General features: G+C 73.3%; 20 protein-coding genes. 12 read left to right on the top strand and 8 right to left on the bottom strand.

Annotated features, from left to right (window positions below):
- The first annotated feature begins 803 nt into the window (after positions 1–803).
- Together ACFVVL_RS34240 and ACFVVL_RS34235 are read left to right on the top strand one after the other, a co-directional pair.
- Entirely contained in the window at positions 804–1,352 is a 549-nt protein-coding gene (locus ACFVVL_RS34240) for a PadR family transcriptional regulator (protein ID WP_380291397.1), read from the top strand.
- A 92-nt stretch (positions 1,353–1,444) separates the two neighbouring features.
- The gene (locus tag ACFVVL_RS34235; RefSeq protein WP_387682286.1) at positions 1,445–2,227 is read left to right on the top strand and encodes a hypothetical protein; all 783 of its coding nucleotides are present in this window, start codon (positions 1,445–1,447) and stop codon (positions 2,225–2,227) included.
- A 58-nt stretch (positions 2,228–2,285) separates the two neighbouring features.
- On the opposite strand, the gene ACFVVL_RS34230 is transcribed toward ACFVVL_RS34235, so the two are convergent.
- Entirely contained in the window at positions 2,286–2,792 is a 507-nt protein-coding gene (locus tag ACFVVL_RS34230; protein WP_387682283.1) for an RICIN domain-containing protein, read from the bottom strand.
- Positions 2,793–3,076: 284 nt separating this feature from the next.
- On the opposite strand from ACFVVL_RS34230, the gene ACFVVL_RS34225 reads away from it, so the two are divergent.
- Positions 3,077–4,150, top strand: a complete 1,074-nt coding sequence (locus ACFVVL_RS34225) for an ArsR/SmtB family transcription factor (protein ID WP_380291391.1) — start codon at positions 3,077–3,079, stop codon at positions 4,148–4,150.
- A 28-nt stretch (positions 4,151–4,178) separates the two neighbouring features.
- A complete protein-coding gene (locus tag ACFVVL_RS34220) occupies positions 4,179–4,640 on the top strand; it encodes a hypothetical protein (protein ID WP_387682280.1) in 462 nt (153 codons plus the stop codon).
- Here ACFVVL_RS34220 and ACFVVL_RS34215 read toward each other — a convergent pair.
- Together ACFVVL_RS34215 and ACFVVL_RS34210 are read right to left on the bottom strand one after the other, a co-directional pair.
- Entirely contained in the window at positions 4,598–5,248 is a 651-nt protein-coding gene (locus ACFVVL_RS34215) for a GNAT family N-acetyltransferase (protein WP_387682277.1), read from the bottom strand. The genes ACFVVL_RS34220 and ACFVVL_RS34215 overlap by 43 nt on opposite strands.
- A 108-nt stretch (positions 5,249–5,356) precedes the next feature.
- The gene (locus ACFVVL_RS34210; RefSeq protein WP_380291387.1) at positions 5,357–6,160 is read right to left on the bottom strand and encodes an NAD(P)H-dependent oxidoreductase; all 804 of its coding nucleotides are present in this window, start codon (positions 6,158–6,160) and stop codon (positions 5,357–5,359) included.
- Between the two features lie 99 nt (positions 6,161–6,259).
- On the opposite strand from ACFVVL_RS34210, the gene ACFVVL_RS34205 reads away from it, so the two are divergent.
- The 4 genes from ACFVVL_RS34205 to ACFVVL_RS34190 all read left to right on the top strand — a co-directional run bounded on the left by ACFVVL_RS34205 (position 6,260) and on the right by ACFVVL_RS34190 (position 10,141).
- Positions 6,260–7,186: a helix-turn-helix domain-containing protein gene (locus ACFVVL_RS34205; protein WP_387682273.1), complete on the top strand. Its 927-nt coding sequence runs from the start codon at positions 6,260–6,262 to the stop codon at positions 7,184–7,186.
- Positions 7,187–7,441: 255 nt separating this feature from the next.
- On the top strand, positions 7,442–7,933 hold the full coding sequence (locus ACFVVL_RS34200; protein ID WP_380291383.1) for a hypothetical protein: 492 nt from the start codon (positions 7,442–7,444) through the stop codon (positions 7,931–7,933).
- Positions 7,934–8,068: 135 nt separating this feature from the next.
- Complete coding sequence (locus tag ACFVVL_RS34195; protein ID WP_387682270.1) at positions 8,069–9,028, top strand: arsenic resistance protein; 960 nt, start codon at positions 8,069–8,071, stop codon at positions 9,026–9,028.
- 90 nt (positions 9,029–9,118) lie between these two features.
- A complete protein-coding gene (locus ACFVVL_RS34190; RefSeq protein WP_387682267.1) occupies positions 9,119–10,141 on the top strand; it encodes a hypothetical protein in 1,023 nt (340 codons plus the stop codon).
- 77 nt (positions 10,142–10,218) lie between these two features.
- On the opposite strand, the gene ACFVVL_RS34185 is transcribed toward ACFVVL_RS34190, so the two are convergent.
- Complete coding sequence (locus tag ACFVVL_RS34185) at positions 10,219–10,692, bottom strand: hypothetical protein (RefSeq protein WP_387682264.1); 474 nt, start codon at positions 10,690–10,692, stop codon at positions 10,219–10,221.
- Positions 10,693–10,783: 91 nt separating this feature from the next.
- Positions 10,784–11,734: a LysR family transcriptional regulator gene (locus tag ACFVVL_RS34180; protein WP_387682261.1), complete on the bottom strand. Its 951-nt coding sequence runs from the start codon at positions 11,732–11,734 to the stop codon at positions 10,784–10,786.
- Between the two features lie 72 nt (positions 11,735–11,806).
- Between ACFVVL_RS34180 and ACFVVL_RS34175 the strand changes: the two genes are divergently transcribed.
- Positions 11,807–12,205 (top strand): RidA family protein, encoded by a 399-nt coding sequence (locus ACFVVL_RS34175; protein WP_387682259.1) that lies wholly within the window; start codon positions 11,807–11,809, stop codon positions 12,203–12,205.
- A gap of 32 nt (positions 12,206–12,237) precedes the next feature.
- Here ACFVVL_RS34175 and ACFVVL_RS34170 read toward each other — a convergent pair whose 3' ends face one another.
- Positions 12,238–12,423 (bottom strand): hypothetical protein, encoded by a 186-nt coding sequence (locus tag ACFVVL_RS34170; protein ID WP_387682257.1) that lies wholly within the window; start codon positions 12,421–12,423, stop codon positions 12,238–12,240.
- A complete protein-coding gene (locus tag ACFVVL_RS34165; RefSeq protein ID WP_387682254.1) occupies positions 12,410–12,925 on the bottom strand; it encodes an ATP-binding protein in 516 nt (171 codons plus the stop codon). Before ACFVVL_RS34165 ends, ACFVVL_RS34170 begins: the two co-directional genes overlap by 14 nt.
- Positions 12,926–13,051: 126 nt before the next feature.
- Here ACFVVL_RS34165 and ACFVVL_RS34160 point away from each other — a divergent pair, with 126 nt between their 5' ends.
- From ACFVVL_RS34160 to ACFVVL_RS34150, 3 genes are all read left to right on the top strand, one after another.
- Positions 13,052–13,942 carry a Scr1 family TA system antitoxin-like transcriptional regulator gene (locus ACFVVL_RS34160; RefSeq protein ID WP_387682251.1) on the top strand — a complete coding sequence of 297 codons (891 nt, stop codon included), beginning with the start codon at positions 13,052–13,054 and terminating at the stop codon, positions 13,940–13,942.
- Positions 13,939–14,121 (top strand): DUF397 domain-containing protein, encoded by a 183-nt coding sequence (locus ACFVVL_RS34155; RefSeq protein ID WP_387682248.1) that lies wholly within the window; start codon positions 13,939–13,941, stop codon positions 14,119–14,121. Before ACFVVL_RS34160 ends, ACFVVL_RS34155 begins: the two co-directional genes overlap by 4 nt.
- Before the next feature lie 164 nt (positions 14,122–14,285).
- On the top strand, positions 14,286–14,576 hold the full coding sequence (locus ACFVVL_RS34150; protein WP_387682245.1) for a DUF397 domain-containing protein: 291 nt from the start codon (positions 14,286–14,288) through the stop codon (positions 14,574–14,576).
- Between the two features lie 4 nt (positions 14,577–14,580).
- On the opposite strand, the gene ACFVVL_RS34145 is transcribed toward ACFVVL_RS34150, so the two are convergent.
- Positions 14,581–15,084 carry an RICIN domain-containing protein gene (locus ACFVVL_RS34145; protein ID WP_387682242.1) on the bottom strand — a complete coding sequence of 168 codons (504 nt, stop codon included), beginning with the start codon at positions 15,082–15,084 and terminating at the stop codon, positions 14,581–14,583.
- Positions 15,085–15,352: the final 268 nt, after the last annotated feature.

Here is a 15,352-nt window from a genome sequence, read left to right as displayed (position 1 = left end):
CGGCCCCGGCCTTCGGCCCCGGCCTTCGGCCCCGGCCTTCGGCCCCGGCCTTCGGCCCCGGCCTTCGGCCCCGGCCCCGGCCTTCGGCCCCGGCCCCGGCCTTCGGCCGGGGGTGTCTCCACGTGGCGTTGTTGTCGGTCGTTGACGGCCTTGGTCCGGCGGCGGGGAGGTGTCCCCGCCGCCGGATGGGCCTCGCCTCGCAGCCTTCGTTTGGGGGCGCGTGGTGGTGGTGTCGGCTGCCAATGACCTTGGCCCGATGGCGCGTGGGTGTCCCCGCTGCCGATCGGCTTTGGTCCGTGGCCTTCGGCTGGGTGGACTGGCTGCTGATGCCGCAGGAGATCGGGAGCTTCCTTGGCGGTGGCCCGCGCCGGAGCTTTCGGCCGGGGGCGGCCCCATGTGGCGTTGGTGTGGTTGGTGGGTTGTGGTTCGGCGGCGGGGAGGTGTCCCCGCCGCAGGGTGGTTTCCGCCTCGCAGTTCTTGGGCGGGCGCGGGTTCATGTGGTGTTGCCGATGGCGCCGGGTAGCTTTCGGCTGGGCGGACCCGGTGTTGATGCCGCAGGAGATCGGGAGCTTCCTTGGCGGTGGCCCGCGCCGCAGCCCCCGGTCCCGGGGGCGGCCCTATGCGGCGTTGGTGGGTTGCGGTCCGGCGGCGGGGAGGTGTCCCCGCCGCCGGGTGGTTTCCGCCTCGTTGGCCCTGATGCCGCAGGACTCCCGGGGCACCCCCACACCGCGTTGTCGTCGGCCGCCCCCGCCCCCGCCCCTGCCCGGCGGCGGGGGTGCGGAGGCCGACCCTAGGATCGTGTCATGTCGCTGCCGCACGCCATCCTCACCGCCCTGCTGGAGAAGCCGTCCTCCGGGCTGGAGCTGACCCGGCGGTTCGACAGGTCGATCGGCTTCTTCTGGTCCGCGACCCACCAGCAGATCTACCGCGAGCTCGGCCGGCTGGAGGCCGCCGGGCTGATCCGGGCGCTGTCCCAGGCCGGGCCGGTGCGGGGGCAGAAGAAGGAGTACGAGGTGCTGCCCGCCGGCCGGGCCGAGCTGGAGCGGTGGACGGGCGCCGCCGACGAGCCCCGGCCGATCCGTGACCCGTTGCTGCTGCGGCTGCGCGCCGCCGCCGTGGTCGGCACGGCCGGCCTGGACGTCGAGCTGCGCCGGCACCTCGCCCTGCACCGGGAGCAGTTGGCGCACTACGAGGAGATCGAGCGGCGCGACTTCCGGGCCGCCGAGGACCGCAACGGCGACCCGTTGCAGCACGCCGTGCTGCGGGCCGGGATCGGCCTGGAGACCTTCTGGGTGAACTGGCTCCAGGAGACCCTGGACGCCCTGCCCCCGGCCCGGCCGAACCCGTCCTGAGCTGCGGCGATTCCCGCCGGACGGGCGATGCGCGACGGCCGGTGGGACACTGGACGCCTGTCCCTGCCCGTTCCGTCGACCGGGGGGCCCGTATGTCTCTCCCGAGGCCGCTCCTCGCCCTCACCGCGATGGCCGCCGCCACCGTTCTCACCTTCGGCACCGCGACGCTCGCCACCGGTACGCCCACGCCGCCCGCCCCCGCGCCCGCTCCCGCCGCCGTGCCCGACACGGCCCCCGGACTGCCCACCGACGCCCAGCTCAGGGCCGCCCTGCTCACCGCCGCCGAGCTCGGCCCCGACTTCACCGAGGTCCCGCTCGACACGGAGAGCCCCGCACCCTCACCCTCACCCGAAGCCGAATCGGGCACCGGTGCTTCCCCCGTGGCCGGCTGCGACGCGCTGCGCGCCCTGCTGAACCGCACCGGCGCCCACGCGCCGTCCCAGAACCCGCACCAGGAGGCCGAGTTCGACGGCCCCGACGGCAACCCGATGATCACCGAGGCGCTCACCGCCGAGGAACCCGAGCGCCTGACGGCCGACTTCGCCACCGCCACGGCCGCGTTCGCCGACTGCCACAGCCTCACCTTCACCGACGACGTCGGCGAGACCGTGACCTTCACCGTCACCCCCCTCGCCCTCGGCGACCGCGAGGGCGCCCCGGCCGTCCGCCTCGACGGCACCCTCGCGGGCGTCCGGCTGAACGGCTACCTCGGCCTCGAACGCCTCGGGGACGTCGCGCTCGCCTACGGCTTCTTCCAGCGCGACTCGGACGCCTCGCAGCTCGCCTCGCTCTACTACCGGGCCGCCGTCGCCAAGGCCGAGCGCACCCTCGGCCTGCAGGCCGGCTCCACCGCCGCCCCGGGTGCGGCCGTCTGAACGGCGGCCGCACCCGGAACCGACCGCCCGGACCGCCCGCTCCGCCCCGCCCGCCGGACTAGCGCATCACCCACGCCTGGTAGGAGCTGTTGTCGCACGTCCACATGATGACGTCGCGCCGGCTGCCGTCCCCCGAGAGCCAGTCCTGGAGGCACAGCCCGCTCGCCTTGTTCTTCAGCGCCACGGCGTTGACGCCCGCCGGGACGAGCTCCCAGCGCTGGTTGTCGGCGCCGGAGCACTGGCGCTGGATGATGGTGCTGTAGGTGTTCGGCGTGGTCGGTTCGAGACAGAGGAACGAGCTCTGCACCCGGATCTCGGTCCCGCCGACGGCCGAGTCGTCCGTCCAGAACCGCTGGTTCGAGGCGTTCTTGCAGCTGAACTCCTGGAGCAGCGCGCCCTCGGCGGTGGAGCCGCCGCGGATGTCGAGGCACTTGCCCTGGACGGCGTTCGCGTAGCCGTGCAACACCGGCGCGGCCTGCGCGGGGGAGGCCAGCATGGCCGCGGCGGCGAGCACGCTGCCCGCGACGACACCGGAGCGGACGACGGACTGACGGGTGAATCGCATGACGGACGCACTCCTCACCTGGGACGGGGCGCCGCACTGGGGCGCCCTCGGCCGCCAGTCTCACGAACGGACGCGGTTCGTCCCAAGACCATTCGAGCTGCATCGAATTCGGGCCGCGCAATGTCCGCGCCGTGCCACGAACCGGTCAGAGCCGGGCAACGCGCCCGACGCGCCCGAACGGTCCGCTTACGGTGGGCTCACGGCCGCCCGGGGCCGCAGGGATCGGTGGGGGCGCGTCCGGGACGTCGCCGCACCCCGCCGGGAGGCCGACGGAAGGGCCCGGATTGCTGCGTATCCACTTCACCCACGACGACCTGACCAGGGTCCGGATCGCGCGGGCACCGGACCCGCTCACCGAGACGGTCCTGAGCCTGTCCCTGGTACAGGCCCGCGATGTGGGGGGAGTGGCCCTGGAAGGCTGGCGCAGCAGGACCCGCAAACGGCTGCGCCCCGAACTGGGCGCGCTGTTCGAGCTGGCGACGCCCGCCGGGGCGACGGAGGCCCCGGAGGCGTTCCTGCACGCCGCCACCGACAGCCTGCCGGACAGCCTGGACCACACCTGGTCGCTGCCGCGCCGGCGCTGGGCGGCGGACCTGACCGTCCTGGAGTACCTGCGGCCGAGGACGCCCCGCTGGGTGCGCGAACTGCACGGTGGTTCCCGCGAGTGGCGCGGCGTGGTGGACCGCAGGATCCGCCAGTACCACGCGTTCGCGGTCGCGCCCTACTGGTCGCAGCTGCTGGCCGCCGCGCACACCGAGCGGACCGCCCGGGCGCTGGCGACGGCCGACACGGGGCTGGACGGCCTGCTGGGCTCGCTGCATCCGGACATCCGCTGGACGGCGCCGGTGCTGTCGGTGCCCTGCCCGCTGGAGGCGGACATCCACCTGCGGGGGACCGGCATGCTGCTCGTGCCCACCTTCTTCTGGCCCGAGCCGATGGCGATGACCGACAACCGCGGGCCGGAACACCCGCTGGTGCTGCACTACCCGCTGGCCCGTGACCTCACCACCTACCGGACGGTCTGGGCGGCGGCCGCCGCCGAGGAGCAGGACGGCGCGCTCGTCGCGCTGCTCGGCACCACCCGCGCCCGGACCCTGCGGGCGGCGGCGGACCCGGCGGGCACCGCCGAACTCGCCCGCCGCACCGGCACCTCCGCCGCCACCGCCAGCCACCACACCACCGTCCTGCGCGCCGCCGGCCTGCTGACCACCGAACGCACCGGCCCCGGCGTGCGCCACGCCCTCACCCCGCTCGGCCGGGCCCTCCTCGACGACCGCCCGCAGGGCCCGGCCCGGCCCGCCACCCCGGACCGGCCGGCGGGTCCGGACCGCCCCGCCACCCCGGACCGCCCGTGCTAGCGTGCCGGGACCGGGGGGAGGGGGAACCATGAGCGACGCGAGCCCGCACGCCCCCGCCCCTGACGGAGCCGCCCCGGACGCCCCCGCCCCGGACGCCCCCGTCCACCGGCCGGGCGACCCGACACCCGTGACCGACCCCCCGCACGGCCCGGTACGCGGCTGCCTGCGCGCGATCGGCGAGTTCGTGCTCGAACTCGTGGGCGAGGCGGTGCTCGGCACGCTGCTCGCGCTGCTGACCACCGCCTCCCTGGCCGCCGTCGTCGCGCTCACGGTCCTGGCCTTCGGTCAGAACCCCGTGCTCACCTGCGCCGTGGGCACCGTCGCCGTCCTGCTGATCGTCCTCGGCGTGCGGCAGCTGCGCCGCCCGAAGGAACGGCGCGGCCGCCTCGGCCGGATCCTCGCCGCCGTGACCGCCGGTCTCGGCGTCTGGCTGCTGCTCTGCGTGGTCTACGCCTCGTGGGGCGCGGTCCTCGCCGCGGCTTCCTTCTGAGCGATCCGCCGCTCCAGGTGGGCCCGCGTCCGCGGCCACTCCTCGGCGGTGACCGAGAACATCGCCGAGTCGCGCAGCCGTCCGGCCTCACCGGGGGCCCAGGACGGCGACCAGTTGCGCAGCACGCCCTCGAAGGTGGCGCCGACCGCGGCCAGGGCGGCGCGCGAACGGGCGTTGCGGGCGTCGGTCTTGAGGTCGACCCTGGCCACCCGCCACTGCTCGAAGGCGTGCCGGAAGAGCAGGTACTTCGCCTCGGTGTTCACTCCGGTGCCCTGGGCGGAGGCGGCGAGCCAGGTCCAGCCGATCTCGATCGCGCACAGGCCCTCGCCGGACGGCCACGTCCGCGGCTCCCAGTACGCGGTGGCGCCGACGGCCCGTCCGGTGGCGCGGTCCACCTGGGCGTAGGGGGCGAGCCGCCCGGCCTCGACGCGCGCGGCGTGCTCGTCGAGGTAGCGGGGGAGGTCCTCGGCGCGCGGGACGGCGGTGAAGCCGTAGGAGCCGCGCTCCTCCTCGGCGGCGGCCGCGAGGTCGGCGAGGTGCCGGCGGTCGAGGGGCTCCAGGCGGACCAGGCGGCCCTCCAGCGGCGGGGCGTCGAACGGGAAGGGCATCGGCACTCCAGCGGTGAGGCGGGAAACGCGCGGACATCCGCGCCGGTCACCCGCCCAACCCTGCTGATCCACAGAGGCGTTGGTCAAGCCGGTTTCCGCCCCGCTGAGTCAGCGCAGCAGGTGCAGCCCCGGCCCGCTCGTGCCTGGCCGCTCCAGACCCTCTCGCAGTCGCATGTCCCGCCCGTAGTCGCCGCCGTCCAGCCGCCGGAACGGCACCGGCTCCTCGGTGAACAGCCCGTCCAGCCGCCGTCCGTAGGCCTCCGCGACGGCCTCGAACTCCTCCTCCGGCAGGCCCACCGTCCCGTACGCGGCGAAGGGTTCGAGCGCCGCCATGCCGGTGAACCAGAGCACGCCGTGCTGCAGCGGGAACAGCACGTCCGCCAGCGGCCCGTGCGCGCCCCGGTCGGAGAACGCCGACTCGCGCGCGCCGACGCTCACCGCCAGGAGCCCGCGCCTGCCGCCGAGCGCGCCCTCGCTGTACGGCGGCGGGACGTCGGGGCCGTGCGCGAACCCGAAGGTGAGCACCCGGTCGATCCAGCCCTTCAGCACCGCCGGCACCGAGAACCACCACAGCGGGAACTGGAACACCACCGCGTCCGCCCGGCGCAGCTTCTCCTGCTCGGCTGCGATCTCCGCCGCGAGCCGCCCGGCGCGGGTCGCCTCGCCCTGGGCGGCGAGCACCTCCAGCCGGGCGCCGGCCGGGTGCCCGGGGAAGTCGTCGGCGCCGAGACCGGCCTGCCACTTCATCGCGTACAGGTCGGACACCTCCACCTGGTGCCCGGCGGCGCGCAGCCGCTCCACGGCGAAGTCCGCCAACGCGGCGGTGAGGGAGCGCGGTTCGGGGTGGGCGGTGACGACCAGGACGCGGCGGGGCCGGTCGGCGGGCGGCTGCTGGGGTGCGTGGCTGTTCATGACGCCCACCCTCGCCCGCCCCGCGTCGCGCGGCCAGATCCCTGTGCTTCCGGCGGACTCCCGCTCCTGGTACTGCGAGGGCCACCCATACTGGAGGGCATGGACACCGCCACCACCGCCCCCGCCGGTCAGGCGGACCCCGCCGGTCGAGCCGTCCCCGCCGCCCCCGCCGACCGGGCCGCCCGCTCCGTCGACCCCCGGCGCGCCCTCGGCGAGTTCCTGCGGGCCCGCCGCGGCCGGGTCGCCCCCGAGCGGGTCGGGCTGGCGGGCGGCGGCCGGCGGCGGGTGCGCGGGCTGCGCCGCGAGGAACTCGCGCAGCTGGCGGGCATCAGCGTCGACTACTACGTCCGCCTGGAGCAGGGCCGTTCCACCCAGCCGTCGCAGGAGGTGCTGGCGGCGCTGGCCCGCACGCTCGGCCTGGACGAGGCGGAGCGCCGCCACCTGGACACCCTGGCCTGCGGCCGCCGGGTGCCGCCGCCGACGCCCCGGGTGGGCCCGGTGCTGCGCCGGATGCTGGACGCGCTGGGCGCGGACCTGCCCGCCTTCGTCACCGACCACCGCCTCGACGTGGTGGCCTGGAACGCCCTGGGCGCCGAACTCCTCGGCGGCGCGGGGGATCCGGCGCGCCGTGACCGCAACCAGGCCCGTTTCCTCTTCCGGGACGCCGCCGCCCGCACCGTCCACCCGGACTGGCCGGCCCGCGCCGCCGAGGCGGTCGGCCAGCTCAGGGTGGCCTCCGGCACCTGGCCGGACGACGCGGAGCTGACCGCGCTGATCGCCGAACTGTCGGCGGCCAGCCTGGAGTTCCGCCGGATCTGGGAGTCCGGCGAGGTGGTGATGTGCGCGGCGGGCCGCAAGCGCCTGCACCATCCGCTGACCGGCACCCTCACCCTGGACTTCGAGGCCCTGCACGTCCCCGCCGGCCCCGGCGAGACGGGGCTCGTCCTGCACGTCTTCTCCCCGGGCGGGGATACCGCCGCGGCCGCCGCCCTCACCCGCCTCGCCGGGGCCGTGACGGCGCGCTGAGCCCGCGCGCCCCCCTTCACCGCCTCGCGCGCCCCCTACCCGCCCCTCCTGTGCGGCGCGTGCGCCCCGTGGGGCAGGATCGGTCCGGTCGGGTCCGGTCCGGCCGGTCCGGTCCGGTCCGGTCGGTCGAAGGCCGATCAGGTCGAAGGCCGGACGGGTCGAAGGCCGGACGGGTCGAAGGCCGGACGGGTCGAAGGCCGGACGGGTCGAAGGCCGGACGAGTCGAAGGTCGGTCGGGTGCGGAGGAGGCACGGGGTGCGGCGGCGCAGGTGGGGCGTGGTGGTGGCGGTGGCCGCGGCCGTGGCGGCGGTGGTCGGCTGCGGCGGTCCGCAGCCCAAGCAGGACGAGCTGATCGCCGTCCGGGTGGAGGCCGGCAAGCTGGTCGTCCGCACCGGCGTGTGCCACGACGAGCGCCTGCACGCCGTCCGGGTCACCGTCTTCCCCGGCGCGGAGAAGCTGGAGGTCCGCCCGCACGAGGGCCGCTCCGTCGTGGACACCGTCGACCTCGGCGCCCTGCCGCCCGGCTGGATGACCTACGGCCGGCTCCCGGCCCGGCTCGGCGCCGACCGGCGCTACACCGTCGAGGTGGTCCGCAACCGCGCCCTCACCGTGACCGTCCCCGGGGACGTGCTGCTCGCCCTCCCGGCCGGCACCTGGGCGGCTGGCGGCTGGGACTGGGACTACAAGCTGCTCACCGCCAAGGAGTTCGACAAACGCCGCAAGGCCTCCTGCCAGGACGGCTCCTGAGCCGCCGGTCCCCTTCCTGACCTGCGAAGATGGACGCCGGTCCGCCACCGTGGCGGCCGGCCCGGCGTCGAGATGTGGGGAGCGGTGAGGGTGGCGGAGCAAGGACCGCAGGGCGGCGGAGGACCGGTCGCGTGGATGGACGAGCACCAGGTGGCGGTCTACCTCGCCGCGATGGCACTCGGCGGGCTGCTGGGGTGGCTGGCCCCGGGCGCCGGCCCCGGCCTGGAGCACGCCATCAACCCCGTGCTGGGCGCCCTGCTGTTCGTCACCTTCCTCCAGGTGCCCGCCGCCGAACTGCTGCGCTCGCTGCGCGACACCCGCTTCCTGACCGCCGCGCTGACGGTGAACTTCGCCGTCGTCCCGCTGGTGGTGGCCGCCCTGTTCGCCTTCCTGCCGGACGACCGGGCGGTGCGCATCGGGGTGTTGCTGGTGCTGCTCTGCCCGTGCGTGGACTACGTCATCGTCTTCTCCGGCCTGGCCGGCGGCTCCAACCGCCGCCTGCTCGCCGCCACCCCGCTGCTGCTGGTGGCGCAGATGCTGCTGCTCCCGGTGTTCCTCTACCTGTTCATGGGCCCGGAGCTGGCGGACATCGTCGAGGTCGGGCCGTTCCTGCGGGCCTTCCTCACCCTGATCGTGGTCCCGCTCGCCCTCGCCTGGCTGCTCCAGGCCTGGGCGGCGCGGCGTCCGGCCGGGCAGCGGGTCGCCGACGCCGCGACCACCACGATGGTGCCGCTGATGGCCGCGACCCTGCTGACGGTGGTCGCCTCCCAGGTCCCCAAGCTGGGCGACAGCCTCGGCGACGTCGCCGGGGTGATCCCGTTCTACGTGCTGTTCCTGGTGGTGATGGCGTTCGCGGGGAAGGCCGTCGCCCGGCTCTTCCGGCTCGGCACCGGCGCCTCCCGGGCGATCGTCTTCACCGGCGCGACCCGGAACTCCCTGGTCGTCCTGCCGCTCGCCCTCGCCCTGCCGGACGCGTTCGCCGTCGCGGCCGCCGTCGTCGTCACCCAGACCCTGGTGGAGGTGCTCGGCATGGTCGCCTACGTCCGCCTGGTGCCCCGGCTGGTCCCGGCGCGCGAGGGAGCCGTGCCGCGCTAGAGCCCGTCCGGAGGAGAACGGTCCTCCACGCTCCACCGATCGGCCGCGCACACACCTCCGTGCGTGGCCGATCGGGGTTCCACTGGACCCATGCCCAAGGACAACCCGCGACACCGCCTGCCGGTGCGGCTGCTCGGCCCGGTGGCCGTCGGCTTCCTCCTGCTCCAGCTCCTGGCGAGCGCCTCCCCGGCGGAGGCCTTCGTCACGGCCAACCACACCAAGATCACGTTGGACGCCGTGACGTTCGAGAAGGCCACGAGCGAGCTGGCCGCCCGCGCGGTCAACGTCAGCGACAAGAAGCCCTGGGGGGACGACTCCAGGGAGCACTGCGACAACGCCGACTACCTGACCGACGAGGACAATGGCGGGAAGCCGTACCCGCGCAGCCGCCTGCGCGCCTTCCGTGACCTGCAGAACTGCGCGCAGTACGCGTACACCGGCTTCATCCGGGCCGTCTCCGCCGCCGACGGCCTCGTGGACGCGGCCGGAGCGCCGGTGAAGGCCCAGGTGGAAGTCAAGGATTGCAAGCTCGACGAGGGGCCGGACCTCAAGAAGTGCGAGGTCCTCGACGGCCTGGGGCGCTCCTGGCACGCGATCGAGGACTTCTACGCGCACAGCAACTACGCCGACAAGCACGACTTGACCCAGAAGGTCAGCCACCTGAACGCCCCCGGCCTCGCCCAATCCGCACCGGCGCCGATCTTCGACATGGCCGTCTACCGGCAGGACTGGTCCGAGCTCAACGTCCTCGCCAAGTTCTCCGAGCGACTGGACCCCCGCCTCATCACCGGGTGCTACCACAACGACGAGGACGCCCAGGGGGATCGCAACAACGACTGCGAGCACGGCTCCCCACGCGTGACCCACCAGGACGACAAGCGTGACTACCAGGGCAACGGTGTCGGCCTGGCCAAGGACAGCACCGTGTTCCAGCGGGCGCAACTGCCGTTCTCGGAGGGGAAGACCAACTTCACCCAGGTGATGGAGCAGGCGACCGCGGAGATCAAGCACCAGTGGACGCTGTTCCACGACGCCCTGGTCAGCCAGTACGGCCAGGCCCGGGCCGACGGCATGGTCAAGGCGATCACCACCGACCACCCGGCCGCCGGGTAGGGGGAGGCGAGGACGGGAGCCGGCGCGACCGGCACCGCCGAGTCGCACCGACTCCCGTCCGCTCACCCGGCTACGGGTCAGCAGGTGTACCAGTCGGTCCACATGCCGTTGCCGCCGATGGTGTTGCACCAGTAGTTGGAGTCGCTGCCGTACACCTTCACCACGGGCGTGCTGAGGGTGCTGTACCAGCGCCAGACGCCGGCCTGGACGCCGCTGGCGCTGCCGAGGACGGACCAGTTGGACCAGGATCCGTTCGCGCTGAACTGGTAGGTGTGCCAGACCTGCTGGTCGCTGCCGATCATCACCCACTCGCGGCGGCCGTCCGGCCAGTCGATGTCGCGGGGCTGGGTGTTGCACAGGATGGGCGCGGCCGGGGCTCCGTCGTCGAACAGGACCACGCAGCCGCCGTCGGTGGTGGCGACCGTGCTGCTGGTGGCCGTCGCGGTGGCCTCGGGGCCGCTCTGGGCCGGTGCCGCCTGGGCGGTGGCGACGGGGCCCAGGGTGGCCGCGAGGGCCAGGGCCATGGTGGCGAGGATGCCGGGCTTCTTCATGTTCCCCCCAGGGGAAGACGTGACGCGTGTCCAACCGGGCTGCTGCCGCGGCCAGTTGGCAGCAACCATACTGTTCGTATGAGATCTAAATCTAGAGCGTGGACGAACGAAATCCGGGCCGGCTCGATCCCGATCGCGCGGCGCCGCTCCCGTCGAGGGCCGCCAGCAGGTTGGCCACCAGGGGGCTGCGGTCCTCCCGTCGCCAGGCGGCGGCGACCCGGGTGCGGGCGGTGCGCGGCTCGACGGGACGGAAGGCGACCTCCCGCAGCCGCAGCCGCCGGATGCTCGCCGGGGCGAGCGACACCCCGAGCCCCGCGCCGACGAGCGCGCACACCGTCGGCCACTCCACCGCGTGCTGCGCGATCCTCGGGGCGAAGCCGGCCGCTCCGCACAGCCCGGTGATCCGGTCGTAGAGCCGGGGGCCGACCGGGCGCGGCAGCAGCACGAACGGCGAGTCCGCCAACTGGGCGACCTCGACCGACCGTTGGGCGGCGAGCGGATGGTCCGCCGGGAGCACGGCGACGAACGGCTCGGTGAGCACCGTCCGGAAGTCGAGCGGCCCCGCTTCGGCGTCCTCCGGGGGTTCGCGCAGCAGCCCGACGTCTATGGACCGCTCCTGGAGGGCGGCGAGCTGCGGGGCGGTGGTCATCTCGCGGAGGTCCAGGTCCACCCCCGGGTAGCGGGCGCGGAAGGTGCCGAGCAGCGGTGGCAGGACAGTCAGCGCGAGGGAGGCCGAGAACCCGATCCGCAGCCGCCCGGCCCGCCCGTCGCCCGCCGCCCGGGCGGCGGCCAGCCCGTCGGCGAGATCGGCGAGCGCGCGCCGCGCCGCGGGCAGCAGCTCGTGCCCGGCCGGGGTGAGCGCGACGCGCCCCGGCGCCCGGACGAACAGCGGATGCCCGACCTTCGCCTCCAGACGGGCGATCTGCTGGCTCAGCGGGGGCTGCGCGATGCCGAGCCGGGCGGCGGCGTGCCCGAAGTGCAGTTCATCGGCGAGCACGGCGAAAGCGTGCAACTGGGGGAGCGGGAGTTCGGGGCGGTCCATATTCCTAGGGATATCAGGCGATGGTTTTCCGGGTATTGGACGTATCGCCGCAGCGCGCTTAGCGTTCGCCGCATGACGGAGCGACGTGCCATTCTCGGCGGTTCCACCTTCGAGGAGCAGATCGGCTATGCGAGGGCGGTGGTCGTCGGCGATGCGGTGCACGTGTCCGGGACCACCGGATTCGACTACCGGACGATGACGATCGCCGAGGGTGCGGTCGAGCAGGCCGAGCAGTGTCTGCGCAACATCGGCGCGGCCCTGGCCGAGGCCGGCTGCACCTTCGCCGACGTGGTACGGGTGCGCTACCTGCTGCCGGAGCGGGAGGACTTCGAGCCCTGCTGGCCCGTGCTGCGCCGGTACTTCGGGGAGGTGCGGCCCGCCGCCACCATGATGGTCTGCGGACTCGCCGACCCCCGGATGCGCATCGAGATCGAGGTCGACGCCCGGCGGCCGGCGGCGGGGGAGGAGTAGGAAGTCGGCGGGGCCGACTTCCTGTGCGGCGGTCAGGGGTTGGGGGACGCGGCCGCCGTGGCGGCCGGGGGCGTGGGGTGGTGCAGGTCGTGGTGGTACTTGAGCACGGGGTAGATCCAGGCGACCAGTGCGAGGAGCAGGGTGAGGGGGAGGACGGTGTAGGCCGCGGCGGCGGCCGGGCTGTGGCGGGTGTGCGGGGTCCGGTCAGGCGGCGACATCGTCGGTGGGGGTGGGGGAGGGGTCGGACGCGGGCTTGAACTCGGCCATGGGGAGGTCGAGTTCGGCCCAGACGGTTTTGGCGCTGGGGTCCCGGGGCAGGGTGCCCCAGCGGTCGGCGAGCGCGTCGACCAGGGTGAGGCCGCGGCCCGACTGGGAGTCCATCGGGCAGGCCGCCGACGGGAGGACGGGCCGGCGGTCGCCCCGGCAGTCCGAGACCTCGATCCGGAGCACGGTGGTGCGCGCCCGGCGCGCGGTGGTGAGCGAGAGGCGCAGCTCGAACCCGCGCCCCGGCATGCGCCCGTGCGTGGAGGCGTTCGCGGCCAGCTCCGCGACGATGATCAGGGCATGGTGAAAAGCCTCCGGCCAAAGGGAGTTGAGCTCCCAGGCGGTGAGTTGCTGCCGGGCGATCCGACGGCCGATCGCGGCGCCCTTGGGGGTGGCAGTGAGGAGCGCGGTGTGGGCGCGCGGCTCGGGGTCGTCGAGGGGAATTTCGGACTTCATGGGGAAAAGCCTGCCCCCCCGGGCTTAGGCTGACGACGCATCCGGTGGGCACGGTGAGTGCCTGTGTGTGTGCGGAAAGTGTCACGTGACGGCGGTCGGCCGTGACCGGAAAATGGGGAGGTCGGAATGACCGAAGTTAAGGGGACCGGCGGAGACAGCGGCGACGTGGTGGCGCGTCCGCAGTTGGACGAGGACCTGTCGGAGGTGTCGGACTTCCTGCGGGCGGTCGGCAAGCAGATCAAGCTGCTGCGCGAGCGGGCCGGCCTGACGCAGAAGGAGTTCGCCAAGCAGGTCGGCTACACCGAGAGCCTCATCGGCGCGGTCGAGCAGGGGAAGCGGACCCCGCAGCGGGAGCTGCTGGAGGCGGCGGAGAGGGTGCTGGACGCGGGTGGGCTGCTGCTCGTCGTCGCGGACGACATCGAGCAGGCGAAGGCCAAGGCGCGCGTGCGGCACCCCGAGTGGTTCCGGGGCTACGCCGGTCTGGAGGGGATCGCCGAGGAGCTCCACTGCGTCAGCCTGTACAGCGTCCCGGGGCTCCTTCAGACCGAGGCTCACGCACGTGCTGTCTTCGCGATGAGTCAGCCGCTCCTCTCTGAGGAGGTCATTGAGACTCGCGTTGCGGCTCGCATGGCGCGGCAGGAGATCCTGACGAAGTGGCCCCGCGCGGTGTTCGGCTGGGTGATCGACGAGAGCGTCCTCCGTCGGCCGCTCGGCGGATGGGACATCCACGAGGAGCAGCTGCGTCACCTGCTGAAGGTTGGAAGCATGCGAGGGATGGTGATCCAGGTCATGCCGCTGGATCGGACCGAGAGCGCTGGGACGGGTGGGCCGTTCATCCTGATCACGCCTAAGGGTCGTCAGCAGATGGCCTATATCGAGGTGCAGACGAGCAGTAGGCTGATCACGGCTCAGGAGGAGGTCCGTGTCATGAACGCTCGATACGGCACCCTCAGGGCGCAAGCGCATACTCCGCAGGAGTCCCTGTCGTTGATCGAGAAGATTCTGGGAGAGCGATGAGCAGCGATCTGGTGTGGTTCAAGAGCAGCTACAGCGGGCCGGATGGTGGGGAGTGTGTCGAGGTCGCCGAGGCGACATCGACCGTGCTGGTGCGTGACTCCAAGGACAAGTCGGGTCCCCACCTCACCTTCTCGCCGGAGGCCTGGGAGGCCTTCGTCGAGTTCGCGCAGTCGGTCTGACGACCAGTCTCCCCGCTCGACACCTCGCGGCCGTCCACCCCTCGGTGGACGGCCGCTTTCTGTGTGGGTCCCGTCCCCCTCCTGTGCGGGTTGTGCCATGGCGTCGCGGACGGGCGCTCCGTATCCTGAACGCGCGCTACAGCAGCCTCACTTCAGGGAGAGCCATGAGCAGCGAACTGGTGTGGTTCAAGAGCAGCCACAGCGGTAACGAGGGCGGCGCCTGCGTCGAGATCGCCTGGTTCAAGAGCAGCCACAGCGGCGCCGAGGGTGGCGAGTGCATCGAGGTCGGCTGGCACAAGAGCAGCCACAGCAGCAACGAAGGCGGCGAGTGCATCGAGGTCGCCGAGACGACCTCCGCCGTCCTCGTCCGCGACTCCAAGGACAAGTCCGGCCCCCACCTCACCTTCACCCCGGAGGCCTGGCAGTCCTTCCTCGACTTCGCCCAATCCGTCTGACGCGTCAGGCCGGCAATACGTCCCAGAGCTGGAGTGGATGGCCGGTCACAAACCTCTTTGCCGCACAGTCCTCCGGAGGTCCGGGTACGGGGCAGCTTTCGCGCGCCATCTCCTCGATCACGTACTTTCTGTCCGCGATCTCAGTGATGGTGATCTTGTCGCCTGCCGAATCCAGACCCCACTCCTGAGTCGGGACTTGATCGTTGCACGGTTCCATGGTGATGGCCTCCCCCAAAACCCGGGGCGCCTGCAGACAGGCCTTGCTGTAGGCGTTTCGAATGAGGTACCCCCGAAGGGACGGCACGAGCTCCCATTTCTCCGAGAGGACGCCGATCGCATCGGCCACCCGGGCGGGGCCGTAGGAAAGAGCGGTCCACAGTACTTTGCCCGAATCCACATTTCGGAATTGGACTTTCTGGAATTCTTTCGCCTGGCCGGCGGGGGCCGTCACGCCCCCCAGGATCAGGGCGATTGCTGCGACGACGGTGATTCTCCTACTGCCGGACAAATCCACTCCTCTGGCGGGCTGTACGGGTTGTGTGCATGCTCTTGGCTCGGAGGGAAAGCCCGGCAATCACCTACGGGGATGACGCCCTCGCCCTCGTCGTTCCCTCCTGCCGGGCCTGTGTCATGTGCTTCTCGCCCGAGTGGAGTGGGGGGGGGGGCGCCCGGGGGGGGGGCCGCCCCCCCCCCCCGGGGGGGGGGGGGGGGGGGGGGGGGGGGGGCCGGCGGGGGCGGGGGGGGGGGCGGCGAGGGGGGGGGAACAAAAAGAGACG

The sequence above is a fragment of the Kitasatospora sp. NPDC058115 genome (assembly GCF_042884635.1).
Lineage (GTDB): Bacteria > Actinomycetota > Actinomycetes > Streptomycetales > Streptomycetaceae > Kitasatospora.
The sequence above is the reverse complement of the archived record's forward strand: the minus strand, read 5'-3'. Positions and strand labels throughout refer to the sequence as shown.